This window comes from Coprobacter tertius (genome assembly GCF_024330105.1).
Lineage (GTDB): Bacteria > Bacteroidota > Bacteroidia > Bacteroidales > Coprobacteraceae > Coprobacter > Coprobacter tertius.
The window spans coordinates 1-20,675 of sequence record NZ_JANDHW010000001.1 but is presented as its reverse complement, the minus strand read 5'-3'; the positions used below and the strand labels follow the sequence as shown (position 1 = coordinate 20,675).

The 20,675-nt window shown below is 39.5% G+C and carries 12 protein-coding genes and 1 tRNA gene; 1 reads left to right on the top strand and 12 read right to left on the bottom strand.

What is annotated here, in order from left to right:
• Positions 1-5 precede the first annotated feature (5 nt).
• The 11 genes from NMU02_RS00065 to NMU02_RS00015 all read right to left on the bottom strand — a co-directional run bounded on the left by NMU02_RS00065 (position 6) and on the right by NMU02_RS00015 (position 18,614).
• Complete coding sequence (locus tag NMU02_RS00065) at positions 6-9,524, bottom strand: LamG-like jellyroll fold domain-containing protein (protein ID WP_255024960.1); 9,519 nt, start codon at positions 9,522-9,524, stop codon at positions 6-8.
• A gap of 113 nt (positions 9,525-9,637) precedes the next feature.
• Complete coding sequence (locus tag NMU02_RS00060) at positions 9,638-11,962, bottom strand: DUF1566 domain-containing protein (RefSeq protein ID WP_255024959.1); 2,325 nt, start codon at positions 11,960-11,962, stop codon at positions 9,638-9,640.
• Positions 11,963-11,985: 23 nt separating this feature from the next.
• A complete protein-coding gene (locus NMU02_RS00055; RefSeq protein WP_255024958.1) occupies positions 11,986-12,462 on the bottom strand; it encodes a T9SS type A sorting domain-containing protein in 477 nt (158 codons plus the stop codon).
• A gap of 80 nt (positions 12,463-12,542) precedes the next feature.
• Entirely contained in the window at positions 12,543-13,373 is an 831-nt protein-coding gene (locus NMU02_RS00050) for a helix-turn-helix domain-containing protein (protein ID WP_255024956.1), read from the bottom strand.
• 331 nt (positions 13,374-13,704) lie between these two features.
• Positions 13,705-14,085 (bottom strand): PaaI family thioesterase, encoded by a 381-nt coding sequence (locus NMU02_RS00045; protein ID WP_255024953.1) that lies wholly within the window; start codon positions 14,083-14,085, stop codon positions 13,705-13,707.
• A gap of 76 nt (positions 14,086-14,161) precedes the next feature.
• A complete protein-coding gene (gene cysS / locus NMU02_RS00040) occupies positions 14,162-15,637 on the bottom strand; it encodes a cysteine--tRNA ligase (RefSeq protein WP_255024952.1) in 1,476 nt (491 codons plus the stop codon).
• Between the two features lie 92 nt (positions 15,638-15,729).
• On the bottom strand, positions 15,730-16,212 hold the full coding sequence (locus NMU02_RS00035) for a pyridoxamine 5'-phosphate oxidase family protein (RefSeq protein ID WP_255024951.1): 483 nt from the start codon (positions 16,210-16,212) through the stop codon (positions 15,730-15,732).
• Between the two features lie 18 nt (positions 16,213-16,230).
• On the bottom strand, positions 16,231-16,536 hold the full coding sequence (locus NMU02_RS00030) for a DUF3467 domain-containing protein (protein WP_255024950.1): 306 nt from the start codon (positions 16,534-16,536) through the stop codon (positions 16,231-16,233).
• Positions 16,537-16,549: 13 nt separating this feature from the next.
• On the bottom strand, positions 16,550-17,206 hold the full coding sequence (locus tag NMU02_RS00025) for a NigD1/NigD2 family lipoprotein (protein WP_255024948.1): 657 nt from the start codon (positions 17,204-17,206) through the stop codon (positions 16,550-16,552).
• Positions 17,203-17,895, bottom strand: a complete 693-nt coding sequence (locus tag NMU02_RS00020; protein ID WP_255024947.1) for an ABC transporter ATP-binding protein — start codon at positions 17,893-17,895, stop codon at positions 17,203-17,205. Before NMU02_RS00020 ends, NMU02_RS00025 begins: the two co-directional genes overlap by 4 nt.
• Positions 17,892-18,614, bottom strand: a complete 723-nt coding sequence (locus NMU02_RS00015; RefSeq protein ID WP_255024945.1) for a tRNA threonylcarbamoyladenosine dehydratase — start codon at positions 18,612-18,614, stop codon at positions 17,892-17,894. Before NMU02_RS00015 ends, NMU02_RS00020 begins: the two co-directional genes overlap by 4 nt.
• Before the next feature lie 179 nt (positions 18,615-18,793).
• On the opposite strand from NMU02_RS00015, the gene NMU02_RS00010 reads away from it, so the two are divergent.
• Entirely contained in the window at positions 18,794-20,488 is a 1,695-nt protein-coding gene (locus tag NMU02_RS00010) for a SulP family inorganic anion transporter (RefSeq protein WP_255024944.1), read from the top strand.
• 40 nt (positions 20,489-20,528) lie between these two features.
• On the opposite strand, the gene NMU02_RS00005 is transcribed toward NMU02_RS00010, so the two are convergent.
• Positions 20,529-20,602, bottom strand: a tRNA-Asn gene (locus NMU02_RS00005).
• Between the last annotated feature and the right edge of the window lie 73 nt (positions 20,603-20,675).

Here is a 20,675-nt window from a genome sequence, read left to right as displayed (position 1 = left end):
TATAATTATTGTTTTTCTATTTTATGGATTGATGTTGTTCCGTTTACGTTTACACGTACGAGGTAAATTCCCGGTTCGCAAGACAAATTTCCCATGGTACCGTTCCAACTTACTTGATAAATGTTACTTTGGACTACTTTTTTATCCCATTGTATAACTGGTTGGCCGAGAATATTGTAAACAGCAATTTCTACCCGATCTCCTGGATTTGTCGAAACTCGGATATTCAGTATATCAGTAAAAGGATTAGGATAAACCGAAGCATTTTTTACCGAGAATCCAAAATCGATTTTTACCGGTTGCAGTACGGTACCCGAGATATTGTTTGACCGGTATGGGATGATTGTTCTGGATCGGGCGATAGTTTCTCCTTGTCTATCTAGTTCGAATCTGATCTCTCGGTCACTGTTATCTCCGGAAATAGATATGAAATTAAGAATTCTTTCACCTACTTTTATTCCCTCGCTTACACCTCTTAATATACCATCGATATAACCTTTTATTTTGTCTCCGGGTTTCACTTCGTCAGATATAGCGATGATGCTCATATTTTCGGCATAATTATAATTAGTATATGCGTCAGGCATTAAGCTATATGTAGCGATTTTGTTTCGTTGTTCTTTTTTTTCAGTTAAGATTCCCGATGAAGAAGGATAAGTAAAGATTACATTATCGGAAGCTGTACGTAATAACATATATCCCTTATTCGGTTCCATATATTTCAGATTTCCAATCCATCCGGTACCGGAATACATGCAAAACTGATTTTGAGATTTCAGAATATCACCTTCTTGAGCATCATATCCGGCCATCGCTTCTTTTACAGTAATATTTGTTGAGGGTAGATATCCGATATAATTCCATCGGTTTCCTAAAATATTTATTGGTGCTGTTTTAGGATCGATAAAAGATCCGTCAACACTTAAAATTTGATTATCAGAGGAATGTATCATATATAAAGAGACATTGTCGAAACCACCATTTTGAGTCAGAGTCCCTGTCCAGCCTTTATTTTTAGAATAAGAGTCGAAGAAGTTTTGATTTTTTACAATATCCGATGTTGTCCAGTTTCCGTTTTTCAATGTAGCAGAAACTTTTGTCAGGTCTATATTTGACAGATTAAATGATATCCAGTTCCAGCCTTCTGTAATATCAATATTTTGAAAGAGTATCTCTTTACCATCGAATATAATCGGTTTTTTAGGAGTTCCTTCTACACCGTCGTTGACAAATCGGATTGTTTTATCTGGGGTTGCATAATATATTTTTCCCGTGCTGGCATCCCATATCCGGAATTCTATATCATTAGTTTGCTTCTTGTTATTGAATATGGTAAGGAAGGTATACCACATATCTTGATCTCGATCGTAACTGTTATTAGCCACTCCTATACATTTCCCATTTTCAAAAGCTGCAAGCAAATCTTCTTTGTCGGTAGAGAAAATCGTATTGATACGTATTTTCCCGAAAAGAGACATATTGTATTTATAATCTGCCGGATTTACAGTCCATTCCGGTTTTTTGCTATTTACTTTCAGAGAGAGCTGTAACGGTTCGGTCACATTGTTTTCTCCTTTTACGTAAATGACTTCTTCGTATGTTCCTACATTTGTCCCTTCGTCGATCGTAAACGTAATTTTTTTGCTTTCTTTCGGGTTTAATTCTCCGCCCATCGGATCAGCACTCAGCCATGCGGGCAGACTTTCTAAGGTAAAGTTTTTAATACTTCCACCGACATTGCTTAAAGTGACTTGGAATTCATAAGGTTCATATAAAGTTTTGTCGATAGAAATTTTGCTTTCACCCCATTTCAGTTGGTTGCGGTCTATATATGCACTCCAACGATAAACGGTAGGATCTACATTTCCATTCAGATCGCGTACATCTTTTAATGCTACATTGACAATCGTTTTTTCTAATACCTCGGGAGCTTCTTCGAGATTGATAATAATCGAGCTTCCATTGGTTACAAAGCTATATTTTACATTCTGTTCAGGACCTTTCGATTTCAGAGGGGCTTTTTCGTCGGTTTCCGATGCATTTCCCTCTGCGACAGCAGAATATTTTTTTTGTGCCTGATCTTCGAGAGTATATATTAATTCTTTGATGTTAGATGTGTTAACGATATATTTTTCAAAAGGATAATAAGCGATAAGACCCATCTCCGAGCCATTCATTTTTTTATGGGTATTCCGGCTGATAATCGATTGTGTAAGAGCACTATTCCATATTCGCAGTTCGTCGATTTGTCCAGAAAAGAAACGGTCTTTATGATTTAAATCGGGTAATTTAGGATCTAACCAACAGCAGGCTCCCAGATAAATTTGTGATCCAGATATGCCGCCTACACTATCGCTTCTGAAATAGTTTTTGAGTTCTCCGTCCATAAATATTTGGGCATTTCCCGAATTCCGGTTTACAGAAATTGCAAAATGGTGCCATTCTCGATTCATGTAAAAACCGTTGACGATTTCTTTGTAACCTTTGCTACGGAAGATAAGTTGATTATTTTCAAAGCCGACAAAAAATTTGTTGGCTTTGTTTCCTTGTTCGTTCCCGTCGGCTTTTCCGTTATCGACCAACGCCGCATCGGCTTGAGTGGTTGCTGTTGTACGGAACCAAAATTCCAGCGTAAAATCTTCACCTTCTTTAATAGGTATTTCCGAGCTGTTTATAATCAGCATTCCGGTAGCATTGTCGAATTGTGTTGCTTTTCCAGCAGGAGTACTCCATGTTCCGTGTAGAGAGGCATTGTTTCCACGAGCTTTGTCTATTATTAAAGAGCCTTCTCCTTCATCCATAGGCAGATAAGTTACCAGTGAAGATTCCATCCCGGAGAGTATAGAAAGGCTTTTCGATTTAATATCCGAGATCGATCGAGCTTCATCCCAAAAACGAGCTTCATGCATTCCTCCAGCAAAATAATTCGTTTTGTTTACATTACGTCCGAATTCAATTTTTCCGATGCCTTTATAAGGGGGCACCTCGTTTTGGTTTATTACTGATTCATAATTGTAAAAGGCTTTTAAGTTATGTCGGTCATTGTCGTATACGACTGCAATATGAGCCCATTGCCCCGATGCCATATTGATAACATTCGACGTGTATTTTTTATTGTCTAATTGTACTTCGATACGTTTATCGGAGGTGAGGCTTACCTCGAAAATATCAGGATTGTTGCCATGAGTAAATAAGGTCCCGGACCGATTCGGATCACGAGGTTTTACCCATAGTTCTAGTGTCATGCTTTTATCGGTCATGTTTTTATCGAATTCAGTAGACAGATAGTCGGTTTCGCCATTTAAGTAGACCGATACATCATGGTTCCCATTTGACCCATTTTTAATGGCTGTTACTTCGAAGTTGGCGTTGGTGAAATATCCTTCGGCTAATGCTTCGTTAAAGTCGATCTGGATGTTGTCGTCAATTCCTAAAATTCCGCTGGCCGGTTTGGGTGTACCGAATAGTTTCGGTAATACGAGATCTCGTTTCCCACTGACGACATTTGATTCGGAAGTTACATATCCGGTTCCCATCGTGCAATAACTTACGGCTCTGATATCGTAACTTTGGTCGAGTGTACCGGAAAAATTGCAATTGATAACCGAGCCTTCTATCATTGCTTTTTCTGTTTCCTGAGCTTGATTATAATATTCGTCGTTTGCATAAAATGTTTTAATGTTTTGCCAATCTTTATCGGATGACGAAGAGGGTTTGTACTGTACTGCGATATGATGGAAATTTCGGAAGTTTATGTCGAATCCATCAACGGTTATTGGTAGATAATGGGTTCCATTATCTAGTTTGGGTGAATTTAGGTTTAAAACCCAGTTATTTCCCGGTGATTTAATATTAACATCGGTACTTGTAGGGATAAAATGTACCGACAGGGAAACGGTATCGGCAATATCTTCGAGGAAATCAGTTGGATCGTATTGACATTGGGATGCTAAAATCAGATTCATATTTTCGTAATCATATTTGTCACCCATACGTACTTCCAGCGTTTTTTCGAGAATATTACCGTAGGGAACGACAAAAGCACGACCTGTACTTAGCGCTACTCCGTCGATCGAAAATTTGGCTCCGCTTTTATTCGAGGCATCATCCATTTTTAATATGTATATCGCGTCTTCCTGTGCTTCCGAATCGTTACTCAACAATAATTTAAATACTGCTGCTTTATTAGACGGAACTCCCGATATTGTTTTAACAGCTGCTTCAATTTTAGGTACTTCAATACGTAATGTACCTTCGCTTAGTTTATGTTTTCCCGGTTCGAAATAACGAGTAACTTCAGGTCCCTCATACGGACATGAAGTTGCTCCACCTTGTGTATAATAAACAAAATCGGTACCGGTTGATGTTCCTTTTTCTTTTCGTATATCAACACTGATGTAATCATCGTCACCTTCTTCTTGTAAGACAAATCCGATTTTTTTTGTTTTTTCTTCAGATGAACCGGATTCAGTTGTTGAATTTGTCTCGACAGCCTCATTAATGGTCATTTTTGCACCGAATCCGTTTACTGTCGCTCCCAATTCTGCCACAGTTTCATTATTTATAGTAAATGAAAAGGATTGATTTCTTTCTTCACTTGTACTGTATTCTTCGGAATATTCGATTCCGGCACCGGCTTGGAACGAGAAATTTTTAAATAAGATAGATTCTACTTTTTTCTGTTCATTATCGGCCAGAATCTTTATCCATGAGTCAATAGAATTGTTTAATGATGCGATTGTGTCTGTTGCCGCTTTGTCGTCGTATCCATCTGGGAAAATAATCTTATAACTATCTCCGTCGAAAGTAGCAGCGTCGGTATTGGTTTTTCCGAAGTTTTCGTTATTCTTGTCATATTTTGAAACATATACGGGCGTTTTTCTTTCGTTAGCCAATGTTTTAGCGTATGTGTCGGTCGTTCCTTTATCGAGAAGTACTGCGTCTCGGAGTCCGGTAAGTTTGGGCAATAAGGTTTGTTCGATAAATATTTGAGGGTAAACCAATAACGTGCCGAAGTGTTTACCGATAGACAGTGTTTTTTTCGACGAAATGCAGTAATTGCCTACAGTTTCTTTTATATCTTCTCCTGCATTGGGACCGATTGGGGCTATACCCAACAAATTTTCTATGCCGTAAGTAATATTTGTAGAATTCGCTACGATAAGGTCGCCGTTGCGTCCGTCATACAGTGGATCGTTGCTGGTTTGGAAGCGTGTATTTAATGTCGTTGAGGAGACTGTAGAATTCGATTCGTTATCGTCGCTTTTAGTAGATACTGTTACTCCCAGAGAATTTTCGCTATCGACTGAGGTTTCTGTTTCTACACCTACTCCTACACTGGTTGTTAGATTGAGACCCATCAGAGCCGTTGTTCCGGCTCCCGAATCGGTAATGCTCCCGGAAGTGATAGTAGTTTTATTTGAAATTGTCAAACCTTCCTCTGCATAGGCATAACTTTGTGATCCTGGCGGATCCCTTAAAATCATTAAGGCTTCTGTTGGACCTTCGGTGACAAAATCTTTACCTCCTGTTTGTACCCCTCCTATATGATATCCCGTAACGGAAGGAGCGGAGATTGTTTTACCGTTGAATTCGAATGTGACTTCAATATTTTTTTCTATATTGTTTAAGTCAGGTTCTTTTGTTTGGTATGCAACGGTAACAGAACCGTTTTTATCGAGAGTATACGGTTCGTTTGTGACTTTAGCAAAACCATTTGAAATTTTAACGGTGCCTCCTTTGACGGGAACCTTGTCGTATGATGTGATTTCCGGTGCCGAATTCTTGGAAATATTCCGGTAGAAGGGGTATTCTTCGTAAGCGTCTATTTTAAATTTATATGTTTTACCTTTCTCGAAGATCGGTTTTCCCATTAAATACTCATTTTTTTGTTCATTATACAGGGTAAGTTGCTCGGTTTTCCCATCGAGATTCATTATTTTGTAGTCAAGACTTCCGAAATAGGTTTTGCCCATACCATTTATCTGGCTAAAGCGTACTACTGGATCGATACGGTGTATGAATTTGTATATTTTGTTATACTTTACCGTATCTTCTTTCACTGTTCCGTCTTCATCGGGAAGAAGGCTGTAAATACTGTTTTGTTCATTAAATGCATTAGAAAGATCCAATATATTTTCGTCTTTTAGGCCGGTATATCCTGTAACTGCGATATTGGCGATTTTGTATTGCTCGGGAATAAGATCGGCGACAAACTCTCCGGTTTCGGGATCGGTAGTAATCGTAACAGAAGTGGCATTCGATTTTATCGTGTTTTTGTGTTCTGGATGAAAATGTTTTATCGTTACTGTTTCTTCTGTTTGAGTATTTCCAGTATTTTTATCTTCATAATAAAATATCTTGCCTTTAGAATCATCTTTTAATTGTAAGGTTAGTGATATTTTTTCTCCCAGGTTGTTTTTCGAAAGTGAGTGTCCGACAGGAATCGTATCTTGAATAGTTCCACCAGCAATTCGCCCGATTACCCGTACTCGAGTGGCATCCCAGAAGCGTATATCGCTTTTGTTTTCCTGATAGTCGAGATCGGCATTGAACGAATTTTTCAATTTGCCGTCATTTACAAATATATGGTTTTGTTTAGCGGCTTTTACTTCATGCTGTCCCACCGGGACATTTATCGAGAATTTACCGTCTTCAGAACTGCTTATTATTTCTCCGTTACTGAGGGATGCGATTTTACCGTCGATATAGAACATAACGCCCTCGACTGGTATTGTACTTTTTTCGTAATATACGGTGCCTTCTATTTTAAATGATGAGAAATCTTTAAAATCAATATTAAACATCGATGAAGTTTGTCCGATGACGATGGTCTTTTCACCGGGAGAGAATTGGTGAGTTCCAAAATAGGGAACTAATGTATATTCCGTTCCGTCTCCCGAATAAGGAACTCCTGTAATACGATAGTTGCCGTTTTTGTCGGTTACACCTCTGAATGAAAGCTGATCCGGTTCGGGTATCACCTTTTTATCAAGTGTTATATTATGTGATTTGCCATGATTTTCATTGTATTTAGTTCTGTAAAATGACAAGTCGTAAAATTCGGAAGTAACTGGTTCATCGAAACGCCAGTATGCGGCTAAGCCGTCTTCGTTAGCGGCTAGAAAACGGTTATGGTTTTGGATGATTTCTTCCTGAGTTAACGATCTATCCCAAACCCGAACTTCATCGATATGTCCGTTAAGATTTTTGCCTATGATCGCTTTACCTGCTTCTTTTTGAATATTTGATAAACTGACGTCATGCGTATATACCGATAATGTATCGATACCTGCTTCGTTTGCCGTATACAGGTATAAAACCATTTGTGTTTTACCTGCAACCTGTTTGCATACGGCCGATATATGTGAGAATCTTTCGGGCGTTAAAATTTGGGTTGCGGTGACCGACTCGGATTGCGTGCCCTTAGTAATTTTAAAATAGGGGATGCCGGCATCTAACCCGATTTCGTAATTCCCTTTTTGCAGGATAGTTCCGGTAGTATGTTCAGTTGAGGGTTTCACGTAAGCCTGTATCGTATAAGCTAAAGACGTTTGCGGTAAGTTATTATCGGTTTCTAAATACGAATCGGCATTTCCTTCGAATTTTACACTTTGTCCGCTGAGAGATTCTGGACCGCTAACTCGTACATCCACACCTTCTACCGCTTGTTCGCTATTTGTAAAAGTGATTCTTCCGATAATTTGTCCGGTAGGGGCTCTGAACCCGATTGTTTTTGGTTGGGTCTTACTTTCGACCACTTTATTGGCACAGTTCGATAGTCCGACGATTTTGTATTGGTAAATGAGGCCAGGTACACAGTTTTTATCTTCTACCGAATAGGTCGATTGAGTCGCCGCTCCTGATACAGACGCTATTTGATCATAATTGTCATCATTTGCGTGATCGGGATCATATATACGACGGCGAACAGAAAAATTATCGAAAGTAGCACCTATTACCGACCAGGAAATTTCAACGCGATCGGTAAAATATCCTTTTGATGCACTCATTTGGGCTACGAGGTCACCTTGATCTGTCGGAATTATGCTTTCGGGAGTATATATAGGTTCTAAGGGGCTATATGTAAGAGGATTCGGTTTTACCTGTAATTTATACCGATATTCGTTACATAATTGCAGCATATCGTCGATATATGCACCCGAATTGTCGTCTTCGAATTTGTCTTTATATTTGTTATATTCTTCTTCCGATGTAAATTCGTCAGGTGAGGGTTTATCGGTTATATTGTTTTTGGGAAGTTCTATGTCTTCGACCGTATTCAATGTGATGTTCTGCCGCGTAAGTACGAATTTACTGCCATTACTCCATACATCTCCGTTTGTTTTCCAATAAATCAATGATTTTCCGTTTTCTAATAATACTACATGCGAATCATTTATCGATAAATGTATGGTATTTATCGTTACATTATTCAGCTCTTTTTTGAACTTGTTATTCCAGGCAGAGAGGTCTTTTGTTTTTTCTCTTATGATTGAAAAATTATAGGTACCTATTGCTTTTTCGGGTATATCTACATTGTAAGTATAGTTAGTTACTCCTAGGCTGTATGGAATTTTAACGAGTTCTGTTTTTTCGGTTTGTCCGTTGAGGCTGTAATTGTAAGATAGCAAAAAATTATCTTTTATATAATTTTGACTTGAAGTACCTCCAACCGACCAGGATATTTTAATTTGCCGTTGCGATTCATCGAATGCACCCTCTATTTTATTTACTTGTGGATAAGCCGGAAGGGTGACGGTGTTGCTGGTCGATGAAACGGATATGTTTTCTACTGAAAAGTCCTGTGTGACTACGTATTTGTTTTCCCGGATTAGATCTATGTCTGTTGCATCGATTAAAAAAGTACCGGAGTCCTCTGTTGTTTCTACAGATGAAATAATTTCTCCATTTGAGGACTCTTTCCTTAAGTTTATTTTTCCTAAATTCCGAATCTCTGTTGTACCTCCATTTAATTTATTCCATGAAATCGAGACTTGGGGCTTATCTTCGCTTTGGGTAAATACGGGGTTTTCGATAGAAATATCCGGCAAAGTGGCTGTTGTAGAGATGGACAGGCTTTGGCTGATTGTTTGATCTGATGTCGCTCCGTCGTTCCACCAGACTCCATTAAATCCTATATTGACATTTGTATTCAATAGTCCTTGTGGTACATAAAATTTGATGTGAATCCAGTCTATAGTTCCAGAACGGGATTTTGTGTATGAGAACTTATCGGAGCCTTTCGTTTGGGAACATGTCGCATTACCTCCTTTCCCGTTACCTGAATCGCAGTAAACACGGAATGTTGAAGATCCGATCGTAAGATCGAGCCAACCGGAATTTGGAGAGAATCCGGCGTTCCAGGTCAAAGCGTCCGAACCATGATCATCCCATACCGGGAATGATAAGTTAATTACGCCTTCTTGTGGGAGCCATTCTTGTTTTATACCTCCCATTTCGTTTGGCCAATAGTGTTTGGCGTATGCATGTTGTAAAGTAAAACAGACAAAAAAGAGTGCCATCAGGATGATCTTTCTTCTCGGATGCCTCATTGTATTTCGGAAAGTTCTCGAAACGGTTATTGTTATTTCAGAAAAAGTATTCATCGTTTTCATTTTATAATTAATCTATATTTTTAAAAGGCATATACGGCCCTGACTTTCGCTGTTGTCGATTTAGCGGTATTGGGACGGCTAAAATCAGATGTATTTATAACTAGATAGCTTTGATTTTCGTCGATTTCGGTAGAGGTCCAATATCTTCCGGAGTCTTCTATCGGTATTTTTCCCTTTTCAAGTAACGTTACATTCAGTAAAAATGCGACTTTGCAGATAGAGACCATTTCATTTACCGATGGCATGTACCATCCACTACCTTTTGAGGTACACCATGTGTTTGCCGGATATTTCGTCGCATTATCAGGGAGGGCCGATATAAGAGATGTATTCTTTTCTCCGTTATCTGTATTGGTTGCATTTGTTACAATATTTTCGGTACTCCAAGCTAATGATGAAGGCGCTTCGTCTAACGAAATAATTTTGCCATGTAAACCTCCATCGGTTATTTCATATACTATACCTATCGGATCTGTTTTGTCTTCTTTGGTGTAATAAAGGTTCCCGATGGCATAGGTCTCTCCTGCAACGGGTTTACTGGTTGTTTCGGCCCAAGACAAACGACGTATGGCTCGAGCGGTACCTGCAATCGTTTTATCATCATTATAAGTTTCACCGGCTAAAACCGTTATGGGAGCTTCTCCCTGACCTGCGGGAAGCGTATAGGATTTCATGGCAATCCCCGTAGCATAGGCTCTCTCGTTATTGTCGTTTTCGCGCAGACTTTCGGTAGAAGACCAATAGAATGTGCCTGATAATGGGGTCCCACCGACTGCCAAGAGTTGGCTGTTTATATTATTTTTATTTTTAAATATTTCCGACCATTCGTTGATAGAAGGTAAATACCAGGTATTATCATCTGTAATGGTTACAGCAAAAGCGGGAAAATTTGTTCTCCAATCGGGAAGGCTCTGTATAGTCTTGGAATTTTCTCGGCCATCTTTTTCGCTGGTCGCACCGGATGTTTCGTGCGATGTGCTCCATTTTTTGTTTGCTGTTTCTTGAAGTGAAAGAATTTTTCCATAACGGCCAACGGTAGAAACTTCTATGATCACGCCTTCGGGTAAACCGTTACGTGCATAAAAGATATCTCCAGTTTTATAGGTCGATGCCGAGGTATTGGCATAAGAGGGTTCTATCCAGGTAAGTTTTCCGTCGGCAACGCTTAATACTTGTCCTTCTTGTCCTATGGGCAGTATTGTCCATGAGTTATCAGACCAATACATGATGTCTCCTTCATTGTTACCGGCAGGCTTGTTGGTGAGATCATTGTAGTTTCCGCTGAACGAATTAGACGGGAATTCTACCGAATCTCCTAATTTTAAGAGAGTTTCGGTGTTTTCATCGCCTCCTTCAAGATACAGTTTGTTTTCTCTGATGCTTAAAGTCTGTTTTACCGGCTTGTCAGTCAGCTCTTTATAATTTCCGCTAAATCCGGTTGGAAGAATTGAAAAATCGGGATCGATTTCTAAAAGAGTTGCTTTGTCTTTTTCTCCTGTCAACATGAGTTTACCTTCTTTAATTCCTAATTTTTGTTTACCTGGAGTATTTAATAGGTCGGAATAGTTACCGCTGAATCCTTCGGGTAGTTTAAAAAATTCGGAGTCGATCTTGAGGTAGTCGCCTCCAGTTATTACCAGATTACCGTCTTTGATACTTAGAGTCTGTTTTTCGGGAATTCCATTTAGGTCTTTATATTCACCTGAGACGGCAACTGGTTTAAGATCGGGCAAATTAGTAAGATTATTATAATTGCCTTCGAAGCCTTGTGGCAGTGTAATTGAGCCGCCATCAGTCAAGGAGATTGTATTGCCTTGAATGCTCAATTGTTGTTTATCGGGTATATTTGAAAGATCATTAAAATCGCCTGAAGTAGCAACTGGGGAAAATAGGGGTGTATTAATCAGTTTATTATAGTCGCCGTCGAATCCATTGCCTGCATTTTTCGCATATAGGGCATAAGGTACGCTCAGTAGTTGACTTGTACCTGTTATTCGATAATTATTACCTCCGTCCGGATCGGTTTCGGTTTTGATAAAGTATGTTCCTGAAGACCAGTTGATCTCCGAAAATGTTCCCAAAGAAACATTTCCGTTTCCAATGTATAAACTGATCGTTCCATTGGAATTGGATTCTATTGTATGTGTTTCGATATAAACAGGAGAACTGTTTAGTCCGTTTTTTAGAATGCTGATTTTTACATTGACAGGTTTATTGACGACCAGATTGCCTGAAGTATTTCTGATTACCGCCTGATAACTTATCAGATCGGGAGCCTGAGCTTTTATTGAGATGGCAATAAGGGTAAAAAGAGATACAATTAAGATTCTTTTGTATGTATTCATTTGTATGTCTGGTTGATTGTAGTTTATTTTTTTAGGATCTTGAATACTTTTAGGACTCTATTTCCCATGTTGATTCTCAGAAAATAGGTTCCGGGGGCTAAAGTAGAAACATCGATACGGGTTTTTGTGTCATGTATCTCGTTAAAACGTAGTGAAGTCCCTTGTATATCGATTAATTTTGTCGTTATGTTTTTAATATTCGGGGATAAAGAGAGGGAGAGGATCAGGTAGTCGGCAACGGGGTTGGGGTATACATTCATTGAAATTTCGGGATAAGAATCGATTCCATCCGTAATTGAAATTTCATATATTTGTTGAATTCCGGGAAAAATAGAACCCGATACTGAAAAATGAGGGACAATAAAAGGTTGTCCTACGGAATAGCTGGTAAATCCGGCCGGTTGAGAGACGGATCCTCCCGCGGAATTTATACTGGTTTGCGCCTGAACGAAAGATATACAAAAGATGATTGATAAAATAAGAAGTAATTTTTTTCTCATACCGTAAAGTGTTAATTTAAATTAATTTCTTTTTTGATTCATTTATTTCATTTTATTAATTAATATAATTATTGGGATCTTTATAATTGTTTTTTTAATGACGGTTGTTTGAAGAACTTATATTCGTTTCGTAAGGTTTGTGGTGATTTCCCGAAATGTTTTTTACAGAAAAAAGAAAAATGTGCTCTTGAAGAAAAGTTGTATTCTTCTGAAATTTCAATAAATTTTTTCCCCCCGTTATGGAGCTCGTTTAAAATATCTGCTTTTTTCTTTTCAGTCATCCATTTCCCGGGGGGAGCGTGCATATTTTCGAGAAATTTTCTTTTAAAAGTAGATAGACTGCAGTGTGCTAAAGTTGCGAATTCGTTTACTGATTTTACTTTTTTGTAGTTGGATAGTATGAAAGAGTGAAAATCGAAGGTATAATTTATTATCGGAAAAAATAAATGGGCAATATCCTTTAGGGTATAATATTTCTTTAAGTATAAAAACAATTCGGCCAATTTCCATTCATTAAAAGAGTCTCCTATTATATCGTTTTTGATACAAGATTTTATGTAATAAAGGAAATATTCCGTCTCTTTATTTATAGGATAGGGTTGAATTTGATATTTTGTGATATGAATGCATTCTTTTTTTAATATATCTAATGGAAAAACTTTCTGTAATTGAGAAACCGACGAGATCTCTACGGTTAGTATACTGGAAGTTTCGAGAGATTTACATTTAGGTATGTAATGAGGAGAGATGAACGTAAATTGGCCGGCGCAGATGTATGTGTGATTTGCGCTATTGGTTAGTGTAATGATCTTTCCTGACAAAATAAATAATAATTGAGAACTTTTGTTTTTAAAAGATATTGTTTCACCTGTTCTAAAATTCCTGTATGTAAAAAGAAGTGGTATTTTCATTTTACATAACCTTTTATAGGCATATTAATAAATTTAACTATATTAAGCAAAGATATATATAATATCGAGAGGGATAATTACATATATGGTTCTTTTTTTTTATATATTTAGTTCGGGTTAAAATGGTTATAGTAATTGATAGAGAATAATAGTATTGAAAATAGATCGAAGAATAAATAGTTTTAAGAATATAAAGTGTATTTAATATTATATGAAATAATGTCTTGCAGCTTGTTATAGAATATAGAGAACCGAATATAAAAAATTATGAGAAATTTCTCCGATAGATTATTCTCCGGAATAGTAATGTTCAGCTCTTACATCGATCAAATTATTTCCGGTAACAGATACCGTCGCAAACGGCGATGAGTTTTCCTTCTTGGTCGGTGATTTCTACTTTATAATGGCAAAGGGTTTTATGTAGAAGGATTTCACGAGCCTCGGCTGTTAGAGTGTCTCCTTTTTTTGCGCTTGCCAGAAATCGAATATCGGATTGTATCGAAAAGGCTAAGCGGCCATGAGCGTTTGCCGCGGCAGCCATTGCCAGGTCTGCTAATGTAAATAACGCCCCTCCCTGTACTACATTACCGGCATTGAGATGTTGGTCTTCTATGATAAGTACTGCTTTGGCATAGCCCGGGTCGGCGATGAGTAGCCGTATACCGGCATCGGTTGCAAACCGGTCGTTTTTAAAAAAATCGATATAGTTCATAACTGTTGTTCCGATATGATAAAAGGCGGGATACCGCCTTTTATCATTATAATGATTATATGACGGAAATGCCTGTTTATTTATTTAGTTTCCATTCGAAACCGTCTTTCGTATCTTTTATTTCGAAACCGATCTCGGTAAGTTTATTTCGTATAAAATCAGATGTTGTCCAATCTTTTCGCTCTTTGGCTTCTTTACGTATATCGAGCAGTAAGTCGACAGCCTTTTCATAGGCTTCTTCGTTGCCTGCAGCAGCTTCGGCTTCGTTTCTGAGTCCTAAAATATCGAACATAAAGGTACGGAATGTGTCTTCCAGTTGGTTCAGGTCGGTTTCTGAAATTGTTGCATTTCCTGCTAATATGGTATTGATAATACGTACGCCGTCGAAAAGATGGGAAATTACGATCGGACTGCTCAAGTCATCGTTCATTGCTTCATAACAACGAGCTTTCAGGTCGGGTATCTCGACACTCGTTTCAGCCGAGGGCTTTATTTTTTTCAGGTTTTCCCAGCCTTCCATCAGGCGTTGTAATGCTTTTTCTGAAGCTTGCAAGGCTTCGTTGCTGAAGTCGAGTGTACTTCTGTAATGAGCAGTCAGGATAAAGAACCGAATGGTCATCGGGCTATAAGCCTGTGCCAGCAGAGGATGCTCGCCTGTAAAAAACTGATCGAGTGTAATGAAATTTCCCAGAGATTTTCCCATCTTCTGTCCGTTGATGGTAATCATGTTGTTATGCATCCAATAATGTACTGTTTCTTTTCCTTGAGCAGCAACCGATTGCGCGATTTCGCATTCATGATGAGGGAAGAGTAAATCCATTCCTCCTCCATGTATATCGAATTCTTCGCCGAGGTATTTTGTCCCCATCGCTGAACATTCGAGATGCCAGCCGGGGAATCCGTCACTCCAGGGAGATGGCCATCTCATGATATGTTCGGGGGAAGCTTTTTTCCATAAAGCGAAATCGAAGCTATTATGTTTTTCATGTTGGCCGTCGAGTTCACGGGTCGTATTCAGCAATTCGTCGATGTTACGCCCCGAGAGTTTACCGTAGTGATGGTCTTTATTGTATTTTGCGACATCGAAGTAAACCGAACCGTCGCTTACGTATGCATATCCGGCGTCGAGAATTTTTTTTATGTATTCTATTTGTTCGATAATGTGACCCGAGGCATGAGGTTCGATGCTGGGAGGTAGTACGTTAAGGGCGTCCATAGCCTTGTGATACCTGTTGAGGTAATATTGTACGACTTCCATGGGCTCGAGTTTTTCGAGACGCGCCTTTTTTGCGATTTTGTCTTCTCCTTCGTCGGCATCGTTTTCGAGGTGTCCTACGTCGGTAATGTTGCGTACATAACGTACTTTATATCCTAAATGACGAAGATACCGAAACAGGAGGTCGAAGGTAATGGCCGGTCTCGCGTGCCCCAAATGTCCGTCTCCGTATACGGTGGGTCCGCAAACATACATTCCCACGTAAGGCGGATTGATAGGCACGAACAATTCTTTTTTTCGCGTCAGCGTATTGTAAATCGTCAGTTGATGTTCCATATTTATTTTTTTTCTATTGCAAAGTTAATGATTTTCGCAAAGCATAACTTTATTAGAGGTAATAAATCGGTTAAAAACATGTTGAAGGGATATTACAGAGAACGTCTTTTTATCGAATTACCGAATGTTTTACAGGTTATATTTTCAGCCGCGATACGTAAAATCCGGATATGTTTTACAGCCGGAGCGCTATAGCCGAAAGAACGTTGCGTGTAGTGGCGCATCATAATGTCGAGCGCTTTTATTTTTTCGTCGAAGTTTTCGATAAATTCTACTTTCCCCGTACACATGACGCTTTTTGAAACCATACTGTAACTGCAAGCTACATCCGGATGCTGGAAAGTGAGTTCTTCTCCTGTATTCATTATCAGTCTTACTCGATTGTCGGCTGCCAGTAATTCCAGTTTTTTACCTTCAGGTCCCGAGTGCAGATAGAATACATTGTTTTCGTATCCGAAATTCATGGGAACGACATAGGGTATGCCGTCCCGGCCGTTCATCGCCAGGTAACAAACCTTGCATTCGCGTATTACGGCCTCTATTTGTTCCTGTTCTTCGATCGTTCTGGTACGCATAATCGATGAATTTATAGATTAGGCTTGGCCACCCGGTGCCATAAAGGGCGGGATAGCGGCAGAATCGTCATTGGTACGTATCGTACCGAATTGTTTTTCGTATTTTAGAATATTTTCTTCGATAGCGAACATCAACCTTTTTGCATGCTCGGGAGTAAGAATAATACGGGATTTTACCGGTGCCTTGGGAATGCCCGGCATAAGGCGTACGAAATCGATAACGAATTCTGATGAAGAATGGGAAATGATCGCCAGATTCGAATATATACCTTCTGCTACTTCGGCACTCAATTCGATTTGTACCTGATTTTTTTCATTGTTCATATCGTGATGTATTTTAATTTAACGTGAATGTATAGAATTTATCTGTTATATTCGATGTGTTGATATATACTTTTATAACGTTTTTGAGGTTAGCGGATGGTAGTGCTGAATAACGGAACGATGCGTAACCTGGAGTAGGATAGCCCGGAAGATCGTTGTTTTTGTCATGTCTTAATTGTAAACGCAGGGTATCGTCGTCTGATTGTAATTCGGGAGTATAAAATAATTGCATATAATGGGGCATACTGTTGTATTCGATTTTATATTTCAGGTTTATACAATTGCCGCCTTCCCATGCGGTTACCAGATAAATAGGATCATCGGGGATCATAGATAGTTGCGTATAATCGATCGTTTTTACGTCGTTATATAAGATTTTTCCTAAGGATTTTATCTGTATTGTGCACAGATCTGTCGTATTTTTTTCAATTACGATATAGTTCAATAGAACTCTTTGTCCGTCTACGTAATTATCGGTTGCTTGAGAGGGGGAAGGAACGAGAGTGCACCCGTCATCGCGGAGAAACGACAATGTTCCGTCTCCCGTCTCGCAAGTGACCATATCGATGCGGAACGGACCGTAGTCAAATGTTTCTTCCTTATCGCAGGCCGATAGAGTAAACGCTATGTAGCAGAAAATAGACAAATATAGGATTTTCCGTTTTTTCATAACGTAGGATTGGTTTCGTCATCTGTTTCTCTCATTTCTTCGGTAATGCGGCCGTCATTCATTTGTATGATACGGTCGGTGATGGCTGCTAAAGACTCATCGTGGGTTACGATAACAAAAGTCTGGTCGAACTCTTTTCTTAAATCGAAAAATAACCTGTGCAGTTCTATTTTGTTTTGTGAGTCGAGGCTGCCTGAAGGTTCATCGGCGAGAATTACATCGGGATGGTTTACTAATGCGCGGGCTACGGCTACCCGCTGTTTTTCGCCGCCAGAAAGTTGTGCCGGCTTGTGAGATATTCGATCGTTGAGATTCAGGAAATCGAGAATTTCCCGGGCCCGTTTTTCTGCTTCCGTAGAACGCATTTTTGCAATCAGAGCCGGTATCATAACATTTTCGAGTGCGGTAAACTCCGGTAAAAGCTGGTGAAATTGGAAAACGAAGCCGATATGTTTGTTTCGAAAAGCAGCTAATTGCTTTTCTCTGAGCCGGCTAACTGGAGTGTCGCTTATTATTACTTCTCCTTCATCTGCTTTTTCGAGTGTTCCTACAATCTGTAGCAACGTAGTTTTTCCGGCTCCGCTGGGGCCGACAATCGATACGATTTCGCCTTTTTTTATCGAGGCATCGATGCCTTTTAATACTTCGAGGTCTCCGTAATGTTTATGTATGTTCTTTATCTCAATCATTTTTTTTCTGTGATTTTTCTTATTACAAAAGCCGCCAGATAGCATCCGAACATAGCCGGAAGATAAGAGATAGTTCCTACGGTCGATTTTTTATTTCGTTCGTTACTGGTAGCGATAACGGCTTTTTTGTCGGCTTGTTCTGTGGAGAAAACAACTTTCAGCCCTTTTTTTATTCCGATGGACTGTAAGCGTTTTCTCACGGCTTTTGCCAAAGAGCAGTGGTATGTATCCGAAATATCGCCGTAAATGATTTTAGCGGGGTCGGTACGGCCTCCAGCTCCCATCGACGATATGATTTTCAGTTTTCGTTTTATACACTGTTCTATCAGTGTTATTTTCGGGGCCAGTGTGTCGATGGCGTCGATCACGTAATCGTATTTTTCAGAATCGAGGATTTCCTTGATGTCGTCGCAGGAGAGATACCGGAACTCGGCTTTCAGGACGATACTGGGATTTATATCTTTCAGCCTGTCGGCGAGAATTTCGGTTTTCGGTTTTCCTATCGTACTATGTAACGCGATGAGCTGTCGGTTGATGTTCGACGGGGAAACGACATCTCCGTCGATGATGGTCATGCGACCTACTCCTGCCCGGCAAAGCATTTCGGCAGCATATGCCCCTACACCGCCGGTCCCTACGACGAGTATATTGGATTGTGAAAGACGTTGCAACTTTTCATCGCCTATCAGCAGACCGGTACGCGAAAGCCATTCATCCATAATTTTTATTTCATTTCAATTTACGAAGATACATTTTTTTGAGAAATAGTACTAAGCTGTATGAAACAAATTTCTTAACCGGCCGGAGTTCTCTTGATTTCAAATAAGAGACAATGTTATTTTATGGGAAATTTACAAAAAATAACTACCTTTGCACCTGTTTTTTTGAAAAAGTAGAAATGAAAGGGAGTATCGATTTTCAACCGAAATTATTTTCGGCATTAAGAAATTATTCGAAAGAAAAATTTATGGCCGACCTGATGGCCGGTGTTATAGTAGGTATTGTAGCGCTTCCGCTTGCCATCGCATTCGGTATCGCATCGGGCGTAAGTCCCGAGAAAGGGCTTATAACAGCGATTATCGGCGGTTTTCTGGTTTCTTTTTTGGGGGGTAGTAATGTGCAGATAGGGGGACCTACGGGGGCTTTTATCGTTATTGTTTATGGAATTATACAGAATTACGGTCTCGAAGGCCTTGCCATCGCTACTTTTATGGCCGGTCTCATACTCGTTCTTATGGGTTGTTTCAGGTTGGGGACTATTATTAAGTTTATTCCTTATCCGATTGTGGTAGGTTTTACCAGTGGTATCGCCCTTACTATTTTTACAACGCAAATCAAAGATTTGTTCGGTCTGACGATGGAAAATGTTCCGGCAGACTTTCTTTCGAAATGGGTTGCTTATTTTCAGAGTTTCGATACAATAAACGGATTATCCTTACTTGTGGGAGTCGCAAGTATCTTTATTATCGTCTTTACTCCACGGATTTCTAAAAAACTGCCAGGATCTTTATTGGCTATTGTTGTAATGACCGTTTTTGCTTATGTTTTGCGTGAACATTTCGGAATCGCGTCGATTGAAACGATCGGTGACCGTTTCGGAAATCTGAACAGCGATATCCCTCAGCCAGCCGGGTTAAAAATAAATATGGATACTATCAATCAATTGTTGCCACCGGCATTTACCATAGCGATACTGGGTGCAATAGAATCATTATTGTCTGCGACTGTTGCCGATGGTGTTACGGGGGATAAGCACAATTCGAATACCGAATTGATCGGACAAGGTATTGCCAATATCGCTGTTCCTTTCTTCGGAGGAATTCCCGTAACCGGAGCTATCGCCCGTACTATGACCAATATCAATAACGGTGGGCGTACACCGGTTGCCGGTATTATTCATGCAGCAGTACTTTTGCTTATATTCCTTGTATTGATGCCGCTTATAAAACTCGTACCCATGTCTTGCTTGGCAGGTGTGCTGATTATCGTATCTTATAATATGAGTGGCTGGCGTACGGTACGGTCTTTGCTGAAAACACCTAAATCGGATGTTGCGGTATTGGTTACTACCTTTGTTCTTACTGTCGTCTTTAATCTTACTATAGCGATAGAGATAGGTTTGTTGCTGGCTGTACTTCTTTTCCTTAAAAGGGTTTCGGAAAATGTTCAGGTTTCGGTGTTGCGCGATGAACTCGATATTGCTCAGGGTACCGAAACATCCCATCATGAAACGTTGGATATAGCCAAGGGGATAGAGGTGTATGAGATCGACGGACCGTTCTTTTTTGGTGTAGCGACAAAATTCGATGAGGTTATGCGATCGATGAGAGACCGTCCTTTGGTGCGTATTATACGTATGCGAAAGGTCCCGTTTATAGATTCTACCGGACTTCATAATCTCGAAATTTTGGTAGAATCTTCTCATAAAGAAGGTATTCGGGTTATACTATCGGGGGTAAATCCCGAAGTAAGGGAAACGATAAGACGTACACATCTCGATGAGGTGATCGGCGACGCATATATTTGCGATCATATTACTAAAGCTGTAAATGTAGCCAATCGGTTGGTCGGAGAATTACATGTAATTAAATAAGACATAAAAAAAGGGTATTCTGAAAAGAATACCCTTTTAGCTCTTCAGGTAGGACTTGAACCTACGACCCTCTGATTAACAGTCAGATGCTCTAACCGACTGAGCTACTGAAGAATAAATAATATTTTAAAGAGCTCTTCAGGTAGGACTTGAACCTACGACCCTCTGATTAACAGTCAGATGCTCT

Bases quoted from the DNA above. Each gene is read 5' to 3' on its own strand.
- NMU02_RS00060 (WP_255024959.1), bottom strand. From the start codon at position 11,962: ATGAATACATACAAAAGAATCTTAATTGTATCTCTTTTTACCCTTATT.
- NMU02_RS00030 (WP_255024950.1), bottom strand. From the start codon at position 16,536: ATGAACAATGAAAAAAATCAGGTACAAATCGAATTGAGTGCCGAAGTA.
- NMU02_RS00025 (WP_255024948.1), bottom strand. From the start codon at position 17,206: ATGAAAAAACGGAAAATCCTATATTTGTCTATTTTCTGCTACATAGCG.
- NMU02_RS00020 (WP_255024947.1), bottom strand. From the start codon at position 17,895: ATGATTGAGATAAAGAACATACATAAACATTACGGAGACCTCGAAGTA.
- NMU02_RS00050 (WP_255024956.1), bottom strand. From the start codon at position 13,373: ATGAAAATACCACTTCTTTTTACATACAGGAATTTTAGAACAGGTGAA.
- NMU02_RS00010 (WP_255024944.1), top strand. From the start codon at position 18,794: ATGAAAGGGAGTATCGATTTTCAACCGAAATTATTTTCGGCATTAAGA.
- cysS (WP_255024952.1), bottom strand. From the start codon at position 15,637: ATGGAACATCAACTGACGATTTACAATACGCTGACGCGAAAAAAAGAA.
- NMU02_RS00045 (WP_255024953.1), bottom strand. From the start codon at position 14,085: ATGAACTATATCGATTTTTTTAAAAACGACCGGTTTGCAACCGATGCC.
- NMU02_RS00065 (WP_255024960.1), bottom strand. From the start codon at position 9,524: ATGGCACTCTTTTTTGTCTGTTTTACTTTACAACATGCATACGCCAAA.
- NMU02_RS00035 (WP_255024951.1), bottom strand. From the start codon at position 16,212: ATGCGTACCAGAACGATCGAAGAACAGGAACAAATAGAGGCCGTAATA.
- NMU02_RS00015 (WP_255024945.1), bottom strand. From the start codon at position 18,614: ATGGATGAATGGCTTTCGCGTACCGGTCTGCTGATAGGCGATGAAAAG.
- NMU02_RS00055 (WP_255024958.1), bottom strand. From the start codon at position 12,462: ATGAGAAAAAAATTACTTCTTATTTTATCAATCATCTTTTGTATATCT.